Here is a 19336-nt window from a genome sequence, read left to right as displayed (position 1 = left end):
CTTTGGTGCGGACCCGCGGAAATGCTAGGCTGAAGGGGATCTCGAACCGGGACATCGCGTTCGAGTCGACTGGTCGGCGGATGCCGAAGGGTTCAAGTCCCTGGAAGTGGATCGTGCTGCGGCCTGGTCCACTTCCTTTTTCCGGCGCGCCCCGCAAGGCGGGAGGCCCAGGATGAAGGCCAGGACCGGCCCCGTTTCGACCCGTTCGGCCGACGCTTCGCGCAGCCCGGCGACCCCTGCCCCGGCCCCCGCCTCGGTTTCGGCCCCCGTCTCGACCTCGGCCAGCCGTGACAGCGCCCCGCAGCCGCTGAACCTGCTGCAGCGCAGCCTCGTCGGCGGCGCGGCGCTGCCTGCCAGCCTGCGGGCCCGGATGGAAACGGGTTTCGGCACCTCGTTTTCCGACGTGCGCATCCATACCGGCGGGGCGGCGGCGCAGGCGACGGGACGGGCGCGGGCCGAGGCGCTGACCTCGGGCAGCGACATCGCCTTTGCGCCGGGCCGCTATCGGCCGGGCTCGGCGGCGGGCGATCGCCTGATCGCGCATGAGCTGGCCCATGTCGTGCAGCAGCGCCGTTCCGGCGGCGGCGGCGCGGTGCAGGCGAAATCGCTGGTCTCGAATCCCGGAGACGCGGCCGAAACCGCCGCCGACGCGGCCGCCGCGACGGTGCTGGCCGGCGGCCGCGCACAGGTCGGCGCGGCAGGGCAGTCGCTGCGCGGCCGGATCATGCGCCGCGCCCTGGCGGGGGCCGCGCCCTTTGCCGCCTCGCCCGCGCTGTCGCAGGCCCCGGCCCGGCCGGGCGCGGTCGCGCCGGGGGCGGGGCCGGTGCTGACGCCGATGATGACCTCGCAGGTCTCGGCCGCGGGCGGGCGGGTTTCGGGCCTGACCAGGCCCGGCGGCCGGCCGGGGGTGACCGCGCCCGCCAGCAAGGCCCCCGACGATTCGCAGACCGCGCGCGGCGAGAACGCGGCCGAGGCGAAGCCCGCGCCCTCGGTCGCCATCGCCGGCGCCCCCGCCGGGGCGGCCGAGGCCGCGCCGGACCGCGCCCCGCAGAAGAAAAAGGACAAGGAGGGCCCGGATCGCCGCAGGACAAGGGATGAGAAGGGCAAGGCCGCGGCTGCCAAGGACAAGGGCGGCGCCCGCGCCAAAGGCGGGGGCGGAGGCGGAGGTGGCGGGGGCGCGGCGAAGCGTTTCGGCCAGAACCTCGGCGACCGCGGCGAGGCGGCGGCAGAAGCGGCGCGCGAGCGGCTTTCCGAACGCGCCGACGCCCTGCAGGTGAACGAGGGCGCACATGCCCGGATCGGCGCCGCGCGGGCCGCGGCCGAGCCCGCGCCGAATGCGGCCGAGGCCGATGGCCAAAGCCAGCAGGCAGGCAGCCTTGCCCAGGCCGAGATCCCCGCCCCCGATGCGGCGGCGGCGCAGCAAAGGGCGGGGGCGGCGCTGGCCTCGGCCGCGCCCTCGACCATCGAAGAGCTGGACAATTTCGCCGGGCCGGGCGGGGCGGGCACGCGCCAGCAGATCAGCCGGCAGGTCGCCGCTGAGGCCGGCCAGCAGGCGGCGCCGGTCCAGTCCTCGATGTCGGCGGTGCGCAACCCGCCTGCGGGCGCCGCCCCGCCCCCGGCCGTGCCCCAGCCCGCGCCCGTCGCCGCCCCGGCCACGGCGGCGCCGAACCTGACCGGGGCGGCACCCCCCGCGGTGCCCGAGGAATCGCTGGACGCCAGCGAGTTCCGCGAAGCCGCCGACGAGGCGCTGGCCGAGCACGACGTGGACGACGCGACCCTGGCCAGGGCCGAGGAAGGCCCGCTGCGCGCCATCGGTGACGACAAGGACGAGCTGAACGAAAACGTGGCCGGCGCCGCGACCGAGGCCCGCGCGACCGAGACCGCCGCCACGCAAGAGGCCGCGGCGGGGCTGGCCGCGACCGAGGCAGAAAGCGTCGGCGGGATGGAGGCCGGGCGAGACGCGGCACAAGAGGCGGTCAGCGGCGAACAGACCGGCACCCGCTCGGGCGAGGAAGGCGGCGCGCGCAGCCTGGCCGAACAGATCAACGCCACCTATGCCACCGCCGAGGGGCAGGTGAACGAAAAGCTGGGCTCGCTGGAAAGCGAAGCGGTGCAGAGTTTTCGCGACCGCCAGGGCCAGCGGCTGGAGGCCTTTGCCTCGGGCGTCCGGGCCGATCTGGAGGCCTTCAAGGCGCGGCGCTATGCCGGCGCCAAGGGGCTTTACAACCGCGCGCGGGACTGGCTGCTGTCGATCAACAGCCTGCCCGAGGTCAAGGCGCTCTACGAGAGCCACCGCAACCAGTATATCGCCGATATCGACGCGCTGCTGAACGAGATCCGCGGCAGCATCCAGCGCACTATCGACGAATGCAAGGCCATCCTGGCCGAGGCGAAGGCCGCCATCGACCGGCTGGTCGAGGCCAACAAGGGCAACCTGGACGCCGAGGCGCAGGCGGCGCTGACCCGGACGCAGGCGCAGTTCCAGGCGATGGAGGCCCGCATCGAGGCGACCCAGCGCGCCGCCCTTGCCGCGCTGGACCGCGAGCGCGAGCGCGCCATCCGCGAGATGGACGCGAAGCTGGCCGAGATCCAGGCCGAGAACGCGGGCCTGGTCGACCGTATCGCCGCGGCGATCAAGGCGCTGGCCGATGCGCTTGGCGAATTCATGGCGCTGATGGCGCGGGTGACGCGGATGGGGATCGGCGCGTTCCTGTCGGCGGCCGGGTCGCAGGCGCAGGAAGGCGTCAAGAACCACCTGTGGGATTCGCTGAAAGAGGCCTTCAAGGAATGGTTCTTCAACAAGGTTCCCGGCCTGCAACTGCTGATGAACCTGCCGCCGAACTGGGTCGAGATGCTGACCGTGCTGGCGACCAGCATGATCGGCCTGATCACCGAAAGCCTGCCCCTGCTGATGCCTGCCATGGCGGTCGCGGCGATGACCTGGCTGGCGACCCAGCTTGCGCTGAAGCTGATCCCCGGCGCGGGCGCGATCATGGCGGTGATCGACGCGATCCGCGCGGCCTGGTCGCTGGTGCAGTCGCTGTTCTCTGCCGCCCGCGCCTTTCTGGAATTCGTCATGCAGGTGGCGGCGCCCGGCAATGGCGCGGCGGCCTTCGCGCGCGCCCTGGCGCATGGCATCGTGGCGGCGGTGGACATGGTGCTGACCTTCCTCGGCGTCGACGCGCTGATCCGCCGCCTGCTGGGGGCCATCGCGCGGCCCTTCGGCCGCATCGTCGCCCGCATCCAGCAGCGTTTCCGGCAATTCATGGAGCGCCGGCGGCGGCGCAGCGGCGACCGGCGCGCGGGCGGGCGCGGGCGGCGGCGCGACGACGGGGACGACCGCGGCGGCAGCGCGGATGCCCGCCGCCGCGCCCGCGACCAGGCCCGCCGCGACCGCCGCGCCGCAGACCGCCGCCGGCGCGAACGGGATCGCGGCCGCGACCGCCGGCGCGAGCGTTCCGAAAGCGATGCCGACCGCCGGCGCCGCCGCCGCCAGGAGGAGGAGCGCCGCCAGCGCGAACGGCTGGACCGGGCGGTGCGGGCGATCCAGCCCCAGGTCCAGCAGCTGGCGCGGCGCGGCGTCTCGCGCCTGGGCCTTGGCGCGCGGCTGACCTTCTGGCGGCTGCGCTATCGCCTGACCTCGCTGGAGCGGCAGGGCGATTCCATCGTCGCCCGGATCAACCCCTCCTCGCCGGCGGGGCGCATCGCGCAGCTCAGCCCGGCCCGCATCGGCCGGGCGCTGGAGCCGATCCTGATCGAGGCCGAACGGCTGTTCGAGCAGGAGCGGGCCTCGAACCCCGCCGTTCGCACCCAATCGGCCGAGCTTGAGCGGCAGATGCGCGAGGGCCGCCAGGTCACGGTGGGCGCGGGCCTGAACGAAGCCGATGTCGTCTTTGCCGGACGCCGGTTCCTGTCCGCGCCGGGCCAGTTGCCCCTGCCGCTCGGCCGCGCAAGGTTCGGCAGGTTCTCGGGGCCGTTCCACACCTCGATCAGCATGCCCGGCAGCCGGCCTGCCTATATCCGCGACGTGCGGCGCTCCTCGATGCTGTTCCAGGCGAATGCACCCGCCTACGAGGGATTCCGGGCCGAACATCTCGACAGCCCGGATCCGGACCAGCTGCGCAACGTGGTGGAACCCATTCGCGCGCCGGGCCAGCTTGCGGCGCGCGCCACCGGCCGCTCGCTGGAGGAACGCGGCATGATCAACCCGCGGCTTGAGGCCGCGCGCGGCGAATATGCGCCGATGGCGCCACGCGGCGCCTCGGTCGCCGCCGACCAGGACTTTCGCGGCCGTCAGGACAGCGGCAGCTTCACCCGCAGCCAGATCGCGGAGGCCCGCCAGGCCCGCCACCGGCGCACCGGCAACATCTTCAAGCTTCTCGACCGGGTGCTTCGGCAGCAGACCGGCGCCATGACGGTGCTGGGCGAGGACCAGGCCCTGCGCGATCTTGCCCAGGCGTTCCGTTCATGGGCATTATCGAATGTCAGCCGCGCGGGCCGCCGTGCCTCGACCCCGGCCGAGCAGGCGGCCGCGGCGCAGCAACTCATCGCCGGCATGGTCGCATTCCTGAGGAGCCGTTACCCATGACCCGCAGCCAGAACGACGACGACCTGCTTGCCTTCGGCAGATATGTCGCGCTGGAGGACGACCTCGGCAAGGTCAGGCAAGGGGCGTTCGAGGCGATCCGGCTGCTGAAGGCGGAAACGCCGCTGGACCTTTTCACGGTGCCGGACATGGCGGGGGATTCCGCGGGCGCGATCCGCTGGATGGAGTCCCATGACCCCGACCTCCTGGTGACGCTCACGCTCGACCGGACCAACCGCATCGCCCATGTCGATGCCCAGGCCAGCGACCCCGAGGCCGCCGCCGCGATCCTGCAAGCCTTCGACGCCACCGCGGCCTATGGGACGCTGGACCAGCATCTTGCCCTGCTGGCCCATGACGACAGCGAGCGGCAACTGGTCCGGGTGGCCCTGGCGGCCGTGGGGCAGGACTATGACCAGCGGGTCGCCGATGCCTTTGTCCGGGCCTTCGCCTCGCCGCTGGCCGGGCACAGGAAGGCCGCGACCTATGCGGTTCGCGTGCTGGGATGGCCGGTGCTGGCCGAGGCGCTGGCCAAGGCGGAACCGGTCGAGCCGGATGCGGAATTGCGCGGCCTGATGCGCGCCGTCCTCGATCACACCGCGCCGTGAGGGCACTCCGTCCCCGGCGAGCCGCAAAGCCTCTTTGGCCGGAACCTGCAAAGGCCCGCGCGGCTGGCCGCAGCGAAAACCGCCATCCCGCATTCCGAGTAGGTATTCCCCTGGACCTCCCGGAAGCATCCGGCGAGGTTCGGCGGCACCCGGCAAGATCGGCGATACGGGGGATGCGGGCGCTTTCCTGCCGGCCTTGGCCAGTCCATCCGCGCCGCGGGGGAACCACCGCATGCCGATCACCAACCAGGGCGAACTCGACGGGCTGAGGCATACCGGCCGGATCGTCGCCAACACCATGCAGGCCATGGCGAAGGCGCTGGAGCCTGGCATGACCACCGGCAAGCTGGACAGGATCGGCCGCACGCTGCTGGAGCGCGAGGGCGCCGTCCCGGCACCACAGGCCACCTATGACTTTCCCGGTGCGACCTGCATCAGCGTGAACGAGGGAAATCGCCCATGGCATTCCCGGCGACCGGGTGATCGCAGCGGGAGACCGGGTCAATATCGACGTCTCGGCCTCGAAGAACGGCTATTTCGCCGATACCGGAGCGACATATCGCGTTGCGCCCGTTCGGCCCGCCCTGGCCCGGCTGTGCCGCGACGGCCGGCGCGCCATGCAGATCGGCATCGCCCAGGTCGGCAGCGGCCTGCCGCTTGCCGGCATCGGCAGGGCCATCGGCCGCTTTGCCGCGGGGCGCGGCTACACGCTGATCCGCAATCTCGCCAGCCATGGCGTCGGGCGGTCGCTGCACGAATATCCCGAGGACATCCCGACCTGGCCCAGCCGAACCGAGAAGCGCCGCATCGACAGGGGCCGGTGCTGACCGTCGAGCCGTTCCTCTCGGCCGGCGGCCTCTGGGCAGCCGAGGGGGATGACGGCTGGACGCTCTACAGCCAACCCCCTGCCCCGGTGGTGCAATATGAGCATACGGTCGTCGCCACGGATCGCGGGGCGATCGTCGTTACCCTGCCCGGCTGGCCATCCCGACCCCTTCTCCGTATGAACCGACAGGACTGCGGCAGCGGAAACGTGATGAAATCAGCCCCGTTTTACCCCATGGCAATGCTGCGGCTCTGCGGCACAGGAGGCCGCCAGAGCCACGGAAGCCACGGAGAGTGCCGTGAAGGCGGGGAGGAGCCTCAACCCCATCGGGACGCGCAAGCGAGAAGGCCACGGAGAGCGCGCAGGAGGCCCGCCACAGGGCCGAGGCGCTATCTCGGCAACGACCCACCAAGGCCCCCAGAGGACGGCACAGCGGCGCAAGGAGGCCCCATCGCCAGAGCCGAAGCGAGGGCCGGAAGCGCCCCACGAAGGCGGAGAAAGCGCCCGCGCCACCGCCTTACCGGGGGTCGTCAGGGCCAAGCATGTAAAGCCGCTTTTGGCGGCTCGATCCCCTATCTTGCCAATCCATGGAGGCGCTGCGGCAGGGGATCGGGAAGAGCGGCGGGCAGATTAGGGTTTGCGTCTCATGAGGCGCTCAACAATCAACGCCACCCCCATCCCCGCCCCTGAAACCACAATTCCCATCACAAGGTCGGACAAACCGAATGCGTCCAGCCAATACCTAGGGGAAAATCCCTATCACCAGAAACGCGGCGATGACTGCAACGACTGTTGGTAAGATTTTATTCCGAAACATTTTAACCCTCTCCGAGCATAATCCTGCTGCTCTTGCTCAACGTGGTCAGTGTGACTCCTGATGATGGTCATACCTGGCCCACCTTGGCGCAAAAATCGCTGAACAGCTTTTCGATGTTGCGGGCAGCGAGTGCAATTCCGCGGTCCCGGCAGAGGTGCCGGAAGTCGCTGGCGATCAACTCGTTGTCCTTGTTGCAGCCCGCCGCGCGTTTCAGGGCCAACCAGTGCGGGCTGTAGCTGATGCCGCCTGTGGCCGGGAAAGCAACTGCCACCGTTTCGGCTGTGCCGTCACGCCGTATCTTCCGACCGGCCTTTGAGCGGTTCGGCCCCCGGTGGGTTCTCGATGTAGCCCCCGCACCACCTCGGCTGGCAGCACGGTCTTGGTTTCGCCATGGGCGCGATCAGCGGCAACTTGCAGGGTTTTTGGCATGGCAAGTTTTTCTGCAATAAAAACTTGCCCGTCAGCTAGCAGTTTCGTCCCCATTCCTTGCCTATAGCCGCGCGTGCAATTGGAAAAAGAGAATTCCCCCTGAACTTATAGAACTACAAGAACAAGAAGGGCTGCGCCCATTTTTGCTGTGGAAGCATCCATGCATCCTGGGCACTCATGGCATCGCGGATCGGCCTTGTCGCGATGCGACGACGCGTGGGCAGCCCCCCTGCCCGGCATCCGCCACCGGACCCGTCCGGTTGCAAACCGAGTCCCACGGGTTCTCCGGCCATGCCGGCTCGGCCAAATCGATATGATATAACATAATAAAACGGCTGGAACTTCGCCGAAAATCGCCCCTTTCGGGAAGATTGCGCCGCCACCCAGCCATTCTGTCACGTTTGCGCCACAGAAGAAGACTAGGCCGCCCTTGCGGGAAAACCCTCGGTTTTCCGAAACTCACAAGAGGCGATCATGCGAAATCTGCTTGCGATGCTTGCGGCAACGACCCTTCTGACGGGGGCCGCCCAGGCCGCCACGATCTATCCGCTCGACCGGGCGACGATCCTGGTGAACTCCCCCTTCGATTTCAAGATCGAGCTGGACGAGGTTCATCCCGAAGGCGACGTGGCCGTCACCGTGAACGGCAAGCCCTATGCCGAGGTCTTCGGCAAGCCCGCCGAGTTCGTGGCCGAGGAAAAGGGCGATGACGACGCGGCCCTCGGCTCGGCCCTGATCCTGCGCGACCTGGCGCTGGCCGAACCGGGCCGATACACGGTCGAGGTCAAGGCCGGCGAGGAAAGCAAGTCGGTCACCTGGGAGGTCTATTCGACCGCCGAGACCCCCAAGGCCAAGAATGTCATCTTCATCCTGGGCGACGGGCTGTCGGTGGCGCATCGCACCGCGGCGCGGATCATGTCCAAGGGCATGACCGAGGGCAAGGCCAACGGCCGCCTGGCCATGGACGACCTGGACCACATGGCCTTCATCGGCACCTCGTCCACCCATTCCATCGCGACGGATTCGGCCAATACGATGTCGGCCTACATGACCGGCCACAAGAGCCGCGTGAACGCGCTTGGCGTCTATGCCGACCGCACCCCGGACAGCCTGGACGATCCCAGGGTCGAAACCATCGCCGAGGCGCTGCGCCGTACCACCAACAAGGCGATCGGCGTCGTCTCGACCTCCGAGCTGCAGGACGCGACCCCGGCCGCGGTCGTGGCCCATACCCGCAAGCGCGCCGACAAGGCCGAGATCGTCGGCATGTTCCACGACATCCAGCCCGAGGTCATCCTGGGCGGCGGCTCGGCCTATTTCCTCAAGGCCGATATCCCCGGCTCGAAGCGCAAGGACGACAAGGACTATATCCAGCTGTTCAAGGATGCCGGCTATGCGCTGGCGACCAGCAGGGATGAACTGGCCGCGGCGGCGGGCAGCAATGCCGGCAAGCTCCTGGGCCTGTTCCACACCGGCAACATGGACACCTGGCTGGACCGCAACCAGCTGAAAAAGGGCACCGTGGACAAGTTCCCCGACCAGCCCGGCCTGGTCGAGATGACGCAATCGGCGCTGGCGCAGCTGTCGAAGAACCCCGACGGCTTCTTCCTGATGGTCGAGGGCGCCTCGATCGACAAGATGTCCCACCCGATGGACTGGGATCGCGCCGTGGTCGAGACCATCGAACTGGACCAGGTCGTGGCCCTGGCCCGCGAATTCGCCAAGGCCAATCCCGACACGCTGATCGTGGTCACGGGCGACCATACCCATGGCGTCTCGCTGATCGGCACGATCGACGACAACCGGTCCGGCGACCAGATGCGCCAGAAGGTCGGCGTCTATGACGAGGCGGGCTTTCCCGACTATGCCGATGCCGATGGCGACGGCTATCCCGACTCGGTCGACGTGGCGCGGCGTTTCGCGATCTTCGCCTCGAACTATCCCGACCATTACGAGACCTGGGGCCCGAAGCTGGACGGCCCGTTCCAGCCCGCGGTGCAGAACGAGAACGGCGAATATGTCGCCAACGACGCCTACAAGGATCTGCCCGGCGCGGTCTTCCGCGAGGGCAACCTGCCCAAGGACAACGACACCGCCGTCCATGCCGTGGACGACATCGTGCTGCAGGCCGCCGGCCCCGGCGCCGAGGCGTTCAAGGGCTATATGGAGCAGTCCGACGTCTACAAGATCCTGGCCGACGTCTTTGCCCTCGGCACCGTGCAGAAGTGAGCCATGCGGCCTGTCCGGGGTTTCCGCCCCGGCCAGGCCGAACCGTATTCGTTGCCGGAGATGCAGGATGACCCGTCCCCAAGACCCGATCCGTTTCCGTCCCGGCCGCCGGGCCTGCCTGGGCGGGCTGGCGGCGCTGCTGGCCCTGGGCGCCCCGGTCCCGGCGCTGGCCCGCGCGCCCGCGCTGACCTTCGACGAGCTTTATGCCGCATACGGCGTGCTGGGGCTGGAGTTCTCGGACAAGGTCAAGCTGCTGACCGGCAAGACGGTCAGCATCCGCGGCTTCATGGCCCCGCCGCTGAAGGCCGAGGCCCAGTTCTTTGTCCTGTCCGAAATCCCGATGGCGCTTTGCCCCTTCTGCTCGTCCGACGCGGACTGGCCGGACAACATCGTCGTGGTCTACCTGGGCCGGCGGCAGACCTTTACCCAGCCCAACCAGATGATCGAGGTGACCGGCCGGCTCGAGCGCGGCTCCTGGATCGACCCCGAAACCGGCTTCGTCAGCCAGCTGCGGCTGCGCGAAGCGCGCTATGCCACGGTCTGAGATCGCACCATGCCCTGCCTGCACCTCGACGCTGCCGAAGTCTCGTTTCCCGGCCTGCCCGCGCCGGTTCTGCGCATCCCGCGGCTGGAGATCGCCGCCGGCAGCCAGGTCGCGGTGATCGGGCCGTCGGGCTCGGGAAAATCCACGCTGGTCAATGTCATCACCGGCCTGGCCCGCCCGACCCAGGGCCGCGTGTTCTGGGACGAACGCGACATCGCGCGACTTTCCGAAGGCGCGCGCGACCGCTGGCGCGGCGCCAATATCGGCCTGGTCATGCAGGATTTCCACCTGTTTCCAGGGCTTTCGGCGCTGGAGAACGTGCTGCTGCCCGCCCGGCTGGCGCGCGTGGCAGACGGCGCCATCCGGGCACGCGCGGGCGCGCTTCTGTCCCGCGTCGGCCTGTCGCGGCCGGACCAGCCGGTCGAGACCCTGTCGCGCGGCGAGATGCAGCGCGTCGCGGCCGCGCGCGCGCTGCTGCGCGACCCCGGCGTGATCGTCGCGGACGAACCGACGGCCAGCCTCGATGCCGAGAACGGCGCGGTCATCGCCGGCCTGTTGCTGGAACTGGCCGCGCAGACCGGCGCCACGCTGATCGTCGTCACCCATGACCAGCGCCTGATCTCGCGCCTGCCGCGCCGGATCGCCATGGCCGACGGCACCGTCCGGTCGGACAGCATGGCAGAGGTCCGGCCATGATCCGCTTTGCCCTGGCCGACCTGAAACGGCTCTGGGCCGGTTCCGTGGTGATCGTCCTGCTGGTCGCGCTGGCGGTGGCGCTTGGCGTCGGCGTCACCTTGCAGGAACGCGCGCTGCGCCTGGGCAGCGCCCGCGCCGCCGAGAAATTCGACGTGATCGTCGGCGCGCCGGGCAGCGAAACCCAGCTGGTGCTGTCCGCGGTCTTCCTGCAACCGGCCGCCCTGCCCCTGATGCCGGGCGAGGTGCTGGCCGAGTTGAACGACGACCCGCGCGTGGAATGGGCCGCGCCGGTGGGTTTCGGCGACTTCCATGCCGGCTACCCGATCGTCGGCACCACCACCACCCTGATCGAGGGCACCGCGGGCGGCTTTTCCCGGGGCGGGATGTTCAGGACCGAGGGCGAGGCCGTCGTCGGCTCGGCCGTGCCGCTGCAACCGGGCGAGACGATCGTGCCGACCCATGGTCAGGTCGAACAGGGCGGGCACGAACACGAAGGCGTCCGGTATCGGGTCAGCGGCCGGCTGAACCCGACCGGCACGCCCTGGGACCGGGCGATCCTGGTGCCGATCCAGGCGGTCTGGCATGTGCATGGCATGGGCCTTGCGCCCGGCCACGACGAACACGGGCAGAGGCAGGGGCACGGGCACGAGGATGAACATGCCGGACACGACCACGCCGGACACGACGCCGCGCATGAAAACGACGAGGCGCATGGCCATCGCGGCCTGGATGCCGATGCGCCCCTGGACGAGGACTGGCACCGCGGCGCGCTGCCCGGCCTGCCGGCCGTCCTGGTCAAGCCCAGGACCATCGCCGACGCCTACAGGCTGCGCCAGGATTATCGCGCGGACGGCCGGACGCTTGCGGTCTTTCCGGGCGAAGTCCTGACCAGCCTTTATGCGACGCTGGGCGATGCCCGGCAGGTGCTGGCGGTCATCGCTTCCGGGACGCAGCTTCTGGTCGCGGCGGCGCTGCTGATGGTGACGGTGATCCATGTCGGCCAGCGCCGGCGGCAGATCGGCGCATTGCGGGCCTTTGGCGCGCCGCGGTCGGCAGTGTTCGGGATCGTCTGGCTTGAATTGTCCATGCTGGTCGGGCTTGGCATCCTGCTGGGCTACGGCGGCGGCTACCTGGCCGCCAGCCTGCTGTCGCGCGCCTTCGCCATGCAGCGCGGCTTCAGCCTGCCGGTCGGCTTCACGCCCGAGGATGGCGCGACGCTGGCGATCCTGGTCGCGGCCGCGGCGCTTCTGGCGGCGCTGCCGGCCTGGCTGGCCTATCGCCAGTCGCCGGCCGCCGCCTTGCGCGGCTGACCGCCGACCGGGTTCCGCCGACAGGACGACTCCTCGACGCCACTTCATATTTGCGATTTAGACCACTGAAAATCATCTATATATTTTCAAGCATCAAAGAGATTGGCGCCGTGGACCGCCAACCGACCGCGACATCCCGACGGCATGGTCGCCAGCAGCGAAATTGCCGCGCTCACCCGAAATCACGCGGGCAAGCAAGGGGAAAACCTGGCGATTCCGACAGGTTGCCGGTTTTCCCTGCATGATGAATTCTTGGTCATCGACGCTCTTGCTTGTTTGTCGCGTTTCCTCGGTATCTGGGTTCATTTCGATGTTCTATGCTGCGCTTTTGGTCCTGCTGACCCTGTCCGCCGCCGGCACCCACCTGGCGCTGACCGGCCCTTCGGAAAGCCATGCCGGCACCGCCCATCCGGCAAGCGCCACCGCACCCCACAGCGTCCCCGAGATCGACCTGTTCGCGGGTGCATCGGTCCTGATGATCGCGGTGATCGTCGGGCTTCTGCTTTGGGAATGGCGCCGGCGTTCGGCCAACCCGTGACCGACAGCGCCGACCCCTCGGACCCGGCCGCGGTTGGCGGCGCCGGCCCGGATCATGGGCAGGCGGAGGCGCCGGCGCCGCAAGCGCCCCTTCTTGCAAGCGGCTGGCGCAGGCTTGGCCTTTTCGCCGCCCTGCTGCTGGGCGAGCTGCTGATCGTCGCCTTCTGCTACCAGTTCCTGGTCGAGATCGAATGCACGGATTTCCAGACGCCGCGGGCCTGCCTTGCGCTGCGCGAGGGGCTGGGACGGCTGCTTGCCCTGGCCCTGCTTGCCGGGCTGGCGATGACCGCGCGGCGCCAGCTGTTCGGCTTCCTGGGCGCGGGCGGCATCGGCGCGGGCGACCTGTCGCCCGGCACCGCAGCGGCCGCGATGCTGGCGGGGCTGGCGATCATGCTGCTGCCGGTGCTTTGGGGCGACATGACCGCCAGCCTGGCGCCGCTTGCCCTGGCCCTTGCCGCGGGCGCCGCCGTTTCGGTCGCAGCGGCGCTGGCCGGGACCGCGCCCATCGCCTGCTGGCTTTCGGTGCTGCGCCGGGGCGGCCCCTGGCTGTGGGCGGCCATGGGGATCGCGCTGCTCTCGCCGGAACTGACCGGGCTTTTCAACGGCACCTGGGGCTGGCCGCCCCTGACCGCCGCCACCTTCGAGCTGGTGCTGCGCCTGCTTGCCCTGCTGCCCGGCAGGGTCGTGGCCGCCCCGAACGAGATGGTGATCGGCTTTGACGATTTCCTCATCCGCGTGGGCGACCCATGCTCGGGCATGCAAGGCTTTGCGCTCATCACCCTGGTGATGGCCGGGTTCATCGCGCTCGAGCGGCGGCGCCTGCGCCTGCCTCTGGCACTGGTGCTGCTGCCGGTCGGGCTGCTGGCCAGTTTCGGCCTCAACGTGCTGCGCATCGCGGCCCTGATCTGGATCGGGGCGCGCATATCGCCCGACCTGGCGGTCAATGCCTTTCACAGCTACGCGGGCTGGCTGCTGTTCACCCTGCTGAGCATCGGGATGATCGGCGCGGCGCATCTGGTGCCGGCGCTGTGGCGCGGCGAAAAACCCGGCCCGGCCTTTGGCGCAAAGACAGCCGCCTTCCGGCACGATCCGGTCAGCGCGATGCTGGTGCCGCTGCTGGTCCTGCTGCTCTCGGGGCTTTTCGTATCGACATTCTTCACCAATCCCGAGGCGGCCTACCCATACCGGGTGCCGGCGATGGGCGCGGGGCTGGTCCTGTTCCTTCCGGTCTGGGCCCGGCTCGACTGGCGCGTCGATCCATTGCCGCTGCTGGCGGGCGTCGCGGTCGGTATCATGTGGATTGCCGCCGGCGTCGCTGCGGGGGCCGAGCCGGCCCCGCCGCCCTTCGCCGGGCTCGGGCTTGCGGCGGCAAGCTGGATCGTCCTGCGCCTGGTCGGCACCGTGCTGCTGGTACCCCTGATCGAGGAGGCGGCCTTCCGGGGCTACCTGCTGGGCCACCTGCTGAAACTGCCCGGCCCGGCCGGCCAGGCAGGGGCCGTTCTGGTTTCCTCGGCCGCCTTCGCGCTGCTCCATGACAGCGGCGCGGCGGCCTTCGTCGCCGGGCTGGCCTTTGCCGCGGTCTACAAGCGCCGCGGCAGGTTGACCGACGCGGTATGGGCGCATGCGGCGGCGAACCTCGTGGTCTTCGCCGCCGCGGCGGCCAGCGGCAACTGGGCATTGATCTGAACACGGGCGCGACGACGGAAAAGCGACGCCCCAAGGGATCGGGGCGTCGCGGGCAGGCCGGGGAGCGTTGAGCGAACCCACCGAAGGCGGGCGACCCGCAGCCCGATCCCGGCCTATCCTGCGGCGAACTGGTTCATGGGATTGGCATGCCCGCCCGCCTTCAGCGCGCGTTCGCCCGCCACCATCTCCTTGAACGTGTCGCCCAGGTCCGAGCCGACCTCGTGCTGGTGCCTGACCGCCGAGATGCCGCGGCGGATCTCCTCGCGCTGCACGGTCTGCACATAGGCCAACATCTTTTCCGCGCCGAAATTGCCGCGGCTGAGTTCGTCCACCGGCTTGGCGGTCAGGTGGAAGGTCGCAGCATGGTCAGGTTGCGGAACACGCCCGCGCGGGCCGATATGTCGGCCTGGAAGCGTTGCAGCCGGGCGTCGGCCTCGCGGCCCAGGCCGGTATCGTCGAAATCGGGCTTCATCAGCGCACTCCCGTCACGATGGTCGGCCTTGCCGATCCGGCCCTCGGCCAGCCATTGCGCCCGCAGCTGCTTGCGCAGGCTCAGCGTCCAGTTGAAGCCGGGCGCGTTGTTATGGGTCAGCTTGGCATCGGGCACCGCCTTGCGGATCTCGGCCACCATGCCGGCGATCTTGTCCACGTTGGGCGTATCGGTCTCGATCCACAACAGGTCGGCGCCGCCCAAGGTCAGCGAGGCGATGCAATCCTCGATCACGCGCCGGCGCCCCGTGCCCTCGCGGATCGGGTTTGCGTCCATGATCGGCTCCACCTTCAGCCATTTGATGTATTGCCGAAAAGGTCTTTCTGCTCATGATGCTTCCTTTCCGCATGATCGGTCCGGGAATCGGCAGGCGCGGCCGGCGGCAAGGCGGGGCATCCGGGGCAAGCGGCCCGCCAAAGGGAGCAAGCGTGCGGATGATGTCCATCGGGGCCCCTCAGTCCAGCGCGTTCAGCACGGCATAGGCCGGCAGGGTGATAAAATCGGGCAAGGTCTCGGCCGTCGCCGCCTCTCGCAGGATGCGCGCGGCCGCGGCGTAATGGCCGCGATGGAGCCCGTTCGGGCCCAGCCGGTCGAGGATGCGGACGATCTCGGCTTGCATCAGATCGCCCTGCCATGCGGCGCTCTCCAGCGCGACCGCGGCGCAGCCATTGCCACAGCTGGGCACGGCTGATCTCGGCGGTGGCGGCATCCTCCATCATGTTTCGGATCGGCACCGCACCGCGGCCCGACAGCCATTGCGCCAGGTATTCGACGCAGACCTGGATGTTCAGCCGCACGCCCGCCTCGGTGATCCGGCCCTGATGCGGGTTCAGCAGCATCGCGGGCTCGCTATGGCTGAAGATATGGTCCCAGCAGCCCGATGATCTCGACCCGGCGATCCTCCAGCGCCGGCGGAACGAAGGCGGCCTGCCAGATGCCCTGCCGGATCTCGCGCGTTTGCGGCAGATAGTCGGGCAGATCGCGCCCGGTCGATGCGGTCCGGAACTGGCTCTATGCCCGGCGCAATTACGTCGATAGGCTGGACCGCGCGGCCGAGAAACTGGCCGAGGCACTGGCGCTGCACCGCAACGAGCCACATATGGCGCTGACCGGCCGGCTGGCCGCGCATGGCATCGCGGTGCGCATCCTGCCCGCCCCGGTCAGGGGCGAGCAGCTGCGCCGCTTCGACCCGCACCGGCGCGAGCTGATGCTGTCCGAACTGCTGGGGCAGTCCAGCCGCCGGTTCCAGATCGGCGCGCTACGACGTGGAACTGCTGGGCCACCGCTTCGGTGCCAGTTTCGAGCAGACCGCGCATCGTATGTCCACGCTGCAACGCCCCGAGGCGCGCGGCATCCCGTTCTTCTTCGTGCGGCTGGACCGGGCCGGGGGCAGCCGTGGCGCGGCAGCGGCAAGCCGGCCGGCCATGCTGCCGCTTGCCAGCGCCCGCGCCAGAAGCTAGGGAAGGCGCGTCGGTTTCCGCAAGGAATTGAAAGGGAATCCGCCGGGGCGCCCGCAGGCGTCCCGAACCGGAACTGCCCCCGCAACTGTAGGCGGCGAGCAGGATGCGAGAATGCCACTGTGGCCCCGCGCCATGGGAAGGCCGCATCCCTGCCGTGACCCGCCAGTCAGGAGACCTGCCGACGACGTTTGACCAATCCGAGCGGGTCGGCTCGGGAGGGGTTGCGACCGGCATTCGCCCGGTCTCCATCCGCTCATCCGGCCTGTTCATGATGTAGCGGAAGGAAACATCATGCCAAGGCTCACCACGGCGATGATCGCCACGTTCACCCTGGCGCCGATGGCGGCGTTCGGGGCCACCGAATACCCGCTGACGCTGACCAGCTGCGGCCACGAAGTCACTTTCGACAAGGCGCCCGAAAGCGTCGTCAGCGTCGGGCAAAGCACGACCGAGATCCTCTACATGCTGGGGCTGGCCGACAAGGTGGCGGGCACGGCGCTGTGGATCAACCCGGTCCTGCCCGAATTTGCCGAGGCGGATGCCGGGGTCGAGCGGCTGGCCGACAACGCCCCCAGCTTCGAAAGCGTGCTGGCCAAGAAGCCTGGGCTGGTGGTCACGGCCTATGAATGGATGATCGGCCCGCAGGGCGTGGTCGGCACACGCGAGATGTTCGACGACGCGCAGATCCCCAGCTGGATCATGCCCACCGAATGCGTCGGCAAGGACAATACGCAAAGCATGGACGGCGCGCGCTCGGTCCTGTTCGACACCGCGCTGCTCTACCAGGGCATCGAGGAACTGGCGGCGATCTTCGACGTGCAGGATCGCGGGGCCGCGGTGATCGCCGACCTGAAGGCGCGCGAGGCGGCGGCGGTCGAGCGGGCGCAGGCGCTGGACCTGCCCGAAACGGTGTCGGGCCTGTTCTGGTATTCCTCGGCCGAGATCGAGATCGACCCCTATGTCGCGGGTGCCAATGGCGTGCCGGGCTGGATGATGTCCAAGCTGGGGGTCAGGAACGTCGTCGCCTCGGCCGAGGAATGGCCGACCGTGGGCTGGGAAACCATCAGCAAGGCCAATCCCAGCTTCATCGTCGCCGCCGAGATGAACCGGCGCCGCTTTCCGGCCGACGACATCGCCGTCAAGCGGGATTTCCTGACCTCGGACCCGGTGACGAGCGAGATGGGGGCGGTAAAGAACGACCGCATCCTGACCATGCCGGCCAATGCGATGGACCCCTCGGTGCGCGCGATCTATGCGCTGGAATCGCTGGCTGACTCGCTGGCCGGGTTCGACCTGAAATGAGGGCGCGCGCCGCGACCCGCAGCACGGGGCGCAATCGGGGCTGGCTGTGGCTGGCCCCCGCCGTGCTGGTCGCGGCGCTGCTCTTCGGAACGGCGGTGGGCGAGACGCGCATTCCGCTGGCCACCGTCATCGAGGTGCTGGCGGTCAAGGCCGGGCTTGGCTCGGCCGCGCTCGACCCGATCGATGCCAGCGTGATCTGGCATTACCGGCTGTCGCGGGCGGTGGTCGCGGCCTGCGGCGGCGCAAGCCTGGCGCTGTCGGGGCTGATCCTGCAGGCGCTGCTGCGCAACCCGCTGGCCGAGCCCTATCTGCTGGGGATTTCGGCCGGGGCCTCGACCGGGGCGGTCACGGTCGCGGTGGCGGGGATCGGCGCGGGGCTGCTCAGCATGTCGGCGGGCGCCTTTGCCGGGGCACTGACCGCCTTCGCGCTGGTGGCGGCGCTGGCGCGCGCCGCCGGCGGCGGGACCGGGATGCGCGGCGCCGGGGTCATCATCCTGGCGGGCATCGCCGGCTCGCAGATGTTCAACGCGCTGACCGCGCTGATCATCGCGCAATCGGCCAGCGCCGAGCAGGCGCGCGGCATCATGTTCTGGCTGCTGGGCAACCTGTCCGGCGTGCGCTGGCCCGACAGCTGGGTCGCGGTCCCGATGGCGGCGCTGGCGCTGGGGGTGGCGCTGTGGCATGCGCGCGCGCTCGACGCCTTTGCCTTCGGCGCGGAAAGCGCCGCGTCGCTGGGCATCGACCTGCGGCGCACGCAGGTGCTGCTGATCGGAACGGCCTCGCTGGCGACGGCGATCATGGTCTCGATCGCCGGGGCCATCGGCTTCGTCGGGCTGGTGGTGCCGCATGCGATGCGCATCCTCGTCGGGCCGCGCCATGCCAGGCTGGTCCCGGCGACGGCGCTGGCGGGGGCGGTGTTCCTGGTGCTGTCCGACGTCGTCTCGCGCATCGTCATTCCCGGCCAGGTGCTGCCCATCGGCGTCATCACCGCGCTGGTCGGCGCGCCCGCCTTTGCCGTGGTCATGATCCGGGGAAGGCAACGATGACGCCCATCCTGGAAGCCGTCGGCGCCAGCCATGCCGTGCGCGGCCGCGAGATCCTGTCCGACATCAGCCTGCGCCTGCATCCGGGCGAGACCCTGGGCCTGATCGGGCCGAACGGATCGGGCAAGTCGACGCTGATGGGGATGATGGCGGGCCTGCTGCGCCCCAGCCGCGGAGAGATCCGGCTGGAAGGCCGTCCCATGGCCCGGCTGGGCCGGCGGCAGATCGCGCGGCGGCTGGCGCTGGTCGCGCAATCGGCCGAGACGGCCGAACGGATCACCGTGCGCGATGCGGTGGAGTTGGGCCGCACGCCCTGGCTTGGCCCGCTGCGGCCATGGGGTGCCCAGGACGACGACGCCGTCGCGGCGGCCCTTGATGCCGTGGACATGGCGCATATGGCGGGGCGCGACTGGGCCTCGCTGTCGGGGGGCGAGCGCCAGCGCGTCCATATCGCGCGCGCCCATGCGCAGGCCCCGCGTGTCCTGCTGTTGGACGAGCCGACGAACCATCTCGACATCCATCACCAGATCGCCATCCTCGACCTGGTCGCGCAGCTTTCCGTCACCACCGTGATCGCGCTGCACGACCTGCATCACGCGCTGCGCTGCGACCGGATCATGGTGCTGCGCGCGGGCCGCTGCGTGGCGCTTGGCCCGCCGATGGAAATCCTGACCCCGGCGCTGATCCGCGAGATCTTTGCCGTCGAGGCCGAGATCATCCCCCATCCTGGCGGGGGCCGGCCGGTCTTTGCCTTCCAACGCCTTGCCTGAAGGG

The 19336-nt window shown here is 69.7% G+C and carries 15 protein-coding genes, 2 pseudogenes and 1 riboswitch; of the genes and pseudogenes, 13 read left to right on the top strand and 4 right to left on the bottom strand.

Going from position 1 to position 19336, the window contains the following annotated elements; translation table 11 throughout:
* The first annotated feature begins 172 nt into the window (after positions 1-172).
* The 3 genes and pseudogenes from ACNKFW_RS21735 to map form a co-directional block, all read left to right on the top strand.
* Positions 173-4588, top strand: a complete 4416-nt coding sequence (locus ACNKFW_RS21735) for an eCIS core domain-containing protein (RefSeq protein ID WP_333484286.1) — start codon at positions 173-175, stop codon at positions 4586-4588.
* Positions 4585-5193 carry a hypothetical protein gene (locus tag ACNKFW_RS21730; RefSeq protein ID WP_147429342.1) on the top strand — a complete coding sequence of 203 codons (609 nt, stop codon included), beginning with the start codon at positions 4585-4587 and terminating at the stop codon, positions 5191-5193. The genes ACNKFW_RS21735 and ACNKFW_RS21730 overlap by 4 nt, the downstream gene beginning before the upstream one ends.
* Positions 5194-5425: 232 nt before the next feature.
* Positions 5426-6172, top strand: a pseudogene (gene map / locus ACNKFW_RS21725) (type I methionyl aminopeptidase); the annotation flags it as partial.
* Between the two features lie 731 nt (positions 6173-6903).
* On the opposite strand, the gene ACNKFW_RS21720 reads toward map, so the two are convergent.
* Complete coding sequence (locus ACNKFW_RS21720) at positions 6904-7107, bottom strand: hypothetical protein (protein WP_418025633.1); 204 nt, start codon at positions 7105-7107, stop codon at positions 6904-6906.
* A 632-nt stretch (positions 7108-7739) separates the two neighbouring features.
* On the opposite strand from ACNKFW_RS21720, the gene ACNKFW_RS21715 reads away from it, so the two are divergent.
* From ACNKFW_RS21715 to ACNKFW_RS21700, 4 genes are all read left to right on the top strand, one after another.
* Positions 7740-9494, top strand: coding sequence for an alkaline phosphatase (locus ACNKFW_RS21715; RefSeq protein WP_418025631.1), 1755 nt, complete (start codon positions 7740-7742; stop codon positions 9492-9494).
* A 67-nt stretch (positions 9495-9561) separates the two neighbouring features.
* The gene (locus ACNKFW_RS21710; RefSeq protein WP_024843387.1) at positions 9562-10038 is read left to right on the top strand and encodes a hypothetical protein; all 477 of its coding nucleotides are present in this window, start codon (positions 9562-9564) and stop codon (positions 10036-10038) included.
* 9 nt (positions 10039-10047) lie between these two features.
* Complete coding sequence (locus ACNKFW_RS21705) at positions 10048-10734, top strand: ABC transporter ATP-binding protein (RefSeq protein WP_024843388.1); 687 nt, start codon at positions 10048-10050, stop codon at positions 10732-10734.
* The gene (locus ACNKFW_RS21700; RefSeq protein WP_333484281.1) at positions 10731-12044 is read left to right on the top strand and encodes an FtsX-like permease family protein; all 1314 of its coding nucleotides are present in this window, start codon (positions 10731-10733) and stop codon (positions 12042-12044) included. The genes ACNKFW_RS21705 and ACNKFW_RS21700 overlap by 4 nt, the downstream gene beginning before the upstream one ends.
* A gap of 93 nt (positions 12045-12137) precedes the next feature.
* On the opposite strand, the gene ACNKFW_RS21695 is transcribed toward ACNKFW_RS21700, so the two are convergent.
* Positions 12138-12350: a hypothetical protein gene (locus tag ACNKFW_RS21695; RefSeq protein WP_167521746.1), complete on the bottom strand. Its 213-nt coding sequence runs from the start codon at positions 12348-12350 to the stop codon at positions 12138-12140.
* A gap of 4 nt (positions 12351-12354) precedes the next feature.
* On the opposite strand from ACNKFW_RS21695, the gene ACNKFW_RS21690 reads away from it, so the two are divergent.
* Both ACNKFW_RS21690 and xrtE read left to right on the top strand, forming a co-directional pair.
* Entirely contained in the window at positions 12355-12582 is a 228-nt protein-coding gene (locus tag ACNKFW_RS21690) for a hypothetical protein (protein ID WP_024843390.1), read from the top strand.
* On the top strand, positions 12579-14267 hold the full coding sequence (xrtE, locus tag ACNKFW_RS21685) for an exosortase E/protease, VPEID-CTERM system (protein ID WP_333484280.1): 1689 nt from the start codon (positions 12579-12581) through the stop codon (positions 14265-14267). The genes ACNKFW_RS21690 and xrtE overlap by 4 nt, the downstream gene beginning before the upstream one ends.
* A 113-nt stretch (positions 14268-14380) precedes the next feature.
* Here the strand turns inward: xrtE and ACNKFW_RS21680 are convergent.
* Positions 14381-15063: pseudogene (locus ACNKFW_RS21680) on the bottom strand (isocitrate lyase); the annotation flags it as partial.
* Complete coding sequence (locus ACNKFW_RS21675; protein ID WP_418025865.1) at positions 15048-15509, bottom strand: hypothetical protein; 462 nt, start codon at positions 15507-15509, stop codon at positions 15048-15050. The gene ACNKFW_RS21675 and the pseudogene ACNKFW_RS21680, both read right to left, overlap by 16 nt.
* 513 nt (positions 15510-16022) lie before the next feature.
* Between ACNKFW_RS21675 and ACNKFW_RS21670 the strand changes: the two genes are divergently transcribed.
* The 4 genes from ACNKFW_RS21670 to ACNKFW_RS21655 all read left to right on the top strand — a co-directional run bounded on the left by ACNKFW_RS21670 (position 16023) and on the right by ACNKFW_RS21655 (position 19332).
* Positions 16023-16217, top strand: a complete 195-nt coding sequence (locus tag ACNKFW_RS21670) for a short-chain fatty acyl-CoA regulator family protein (protein ID WP_028710289.1) — start codon at positions 16023-16025, stop codon at positions 16215-16217.
* Positions 16212-16415, top strand: a riboswitch (cobalamin riboswitch). It overlaps the preceding gene by 6 nt.
* Before the next feature lie 93 nt (positions 16416-16508).
* Positions 16509-17519, top strand: coding sequence for an ABC transporter substrate-binding protein (locus ACNKFW_RS21665; RefSeq protein ID WP_024843396.1), 1011 nt, complete (start codon positions 16509-16511; stop codon positions 17517-17519).
* Positions 17516-18565: a FecCD family ABC transporter permease gene (locus ACNKFW_RS21660; RefSeq protein WP_024843397.1), complete on the top strand. Its 1050-nt coding sequence runs from the start codon at positions 17516-17518 to the stop codon at positions 18563-18565. The genes ACNKFW_RS21665 and ACNKFW_RS21660 overlap by 4 nt, the downstream gene beginning before the upstream one ends.
* A complete protein-coding gene (locus tag ACNKFW_RS21655; RefSeq protein WP_024843398.1) occupies positions 18562-19332 on the top strand; it encodes an ABC transporter ATP-binding protein in 771 nt (256 codons plus the stop codon). The genes ACNKFW_RS21660 and ACNKFW_RS21655 overlap by 4 nt, the downstream gene beginning before the upstream one ends.
* The last annotated feature ends 4 nt before the right edge of the window (positions 19333-19336 follow it).

The sequence above is a fragment of the Paracoccus sp. TD-10 genome (assembly GCF_048270675.1).
Lineage (GTDB): Bacteria > Pseudomonadota > Alphaproteobacteria > Rhodobacterales > Rhodobacteraceae > Paracoccus > Paracoccus pantotrophus.
The sequence above is the reverse complement of the archived record's forward strand: the minus strand, read 5'-3'. Positions and strand labels throughout refer to the sequence as shown.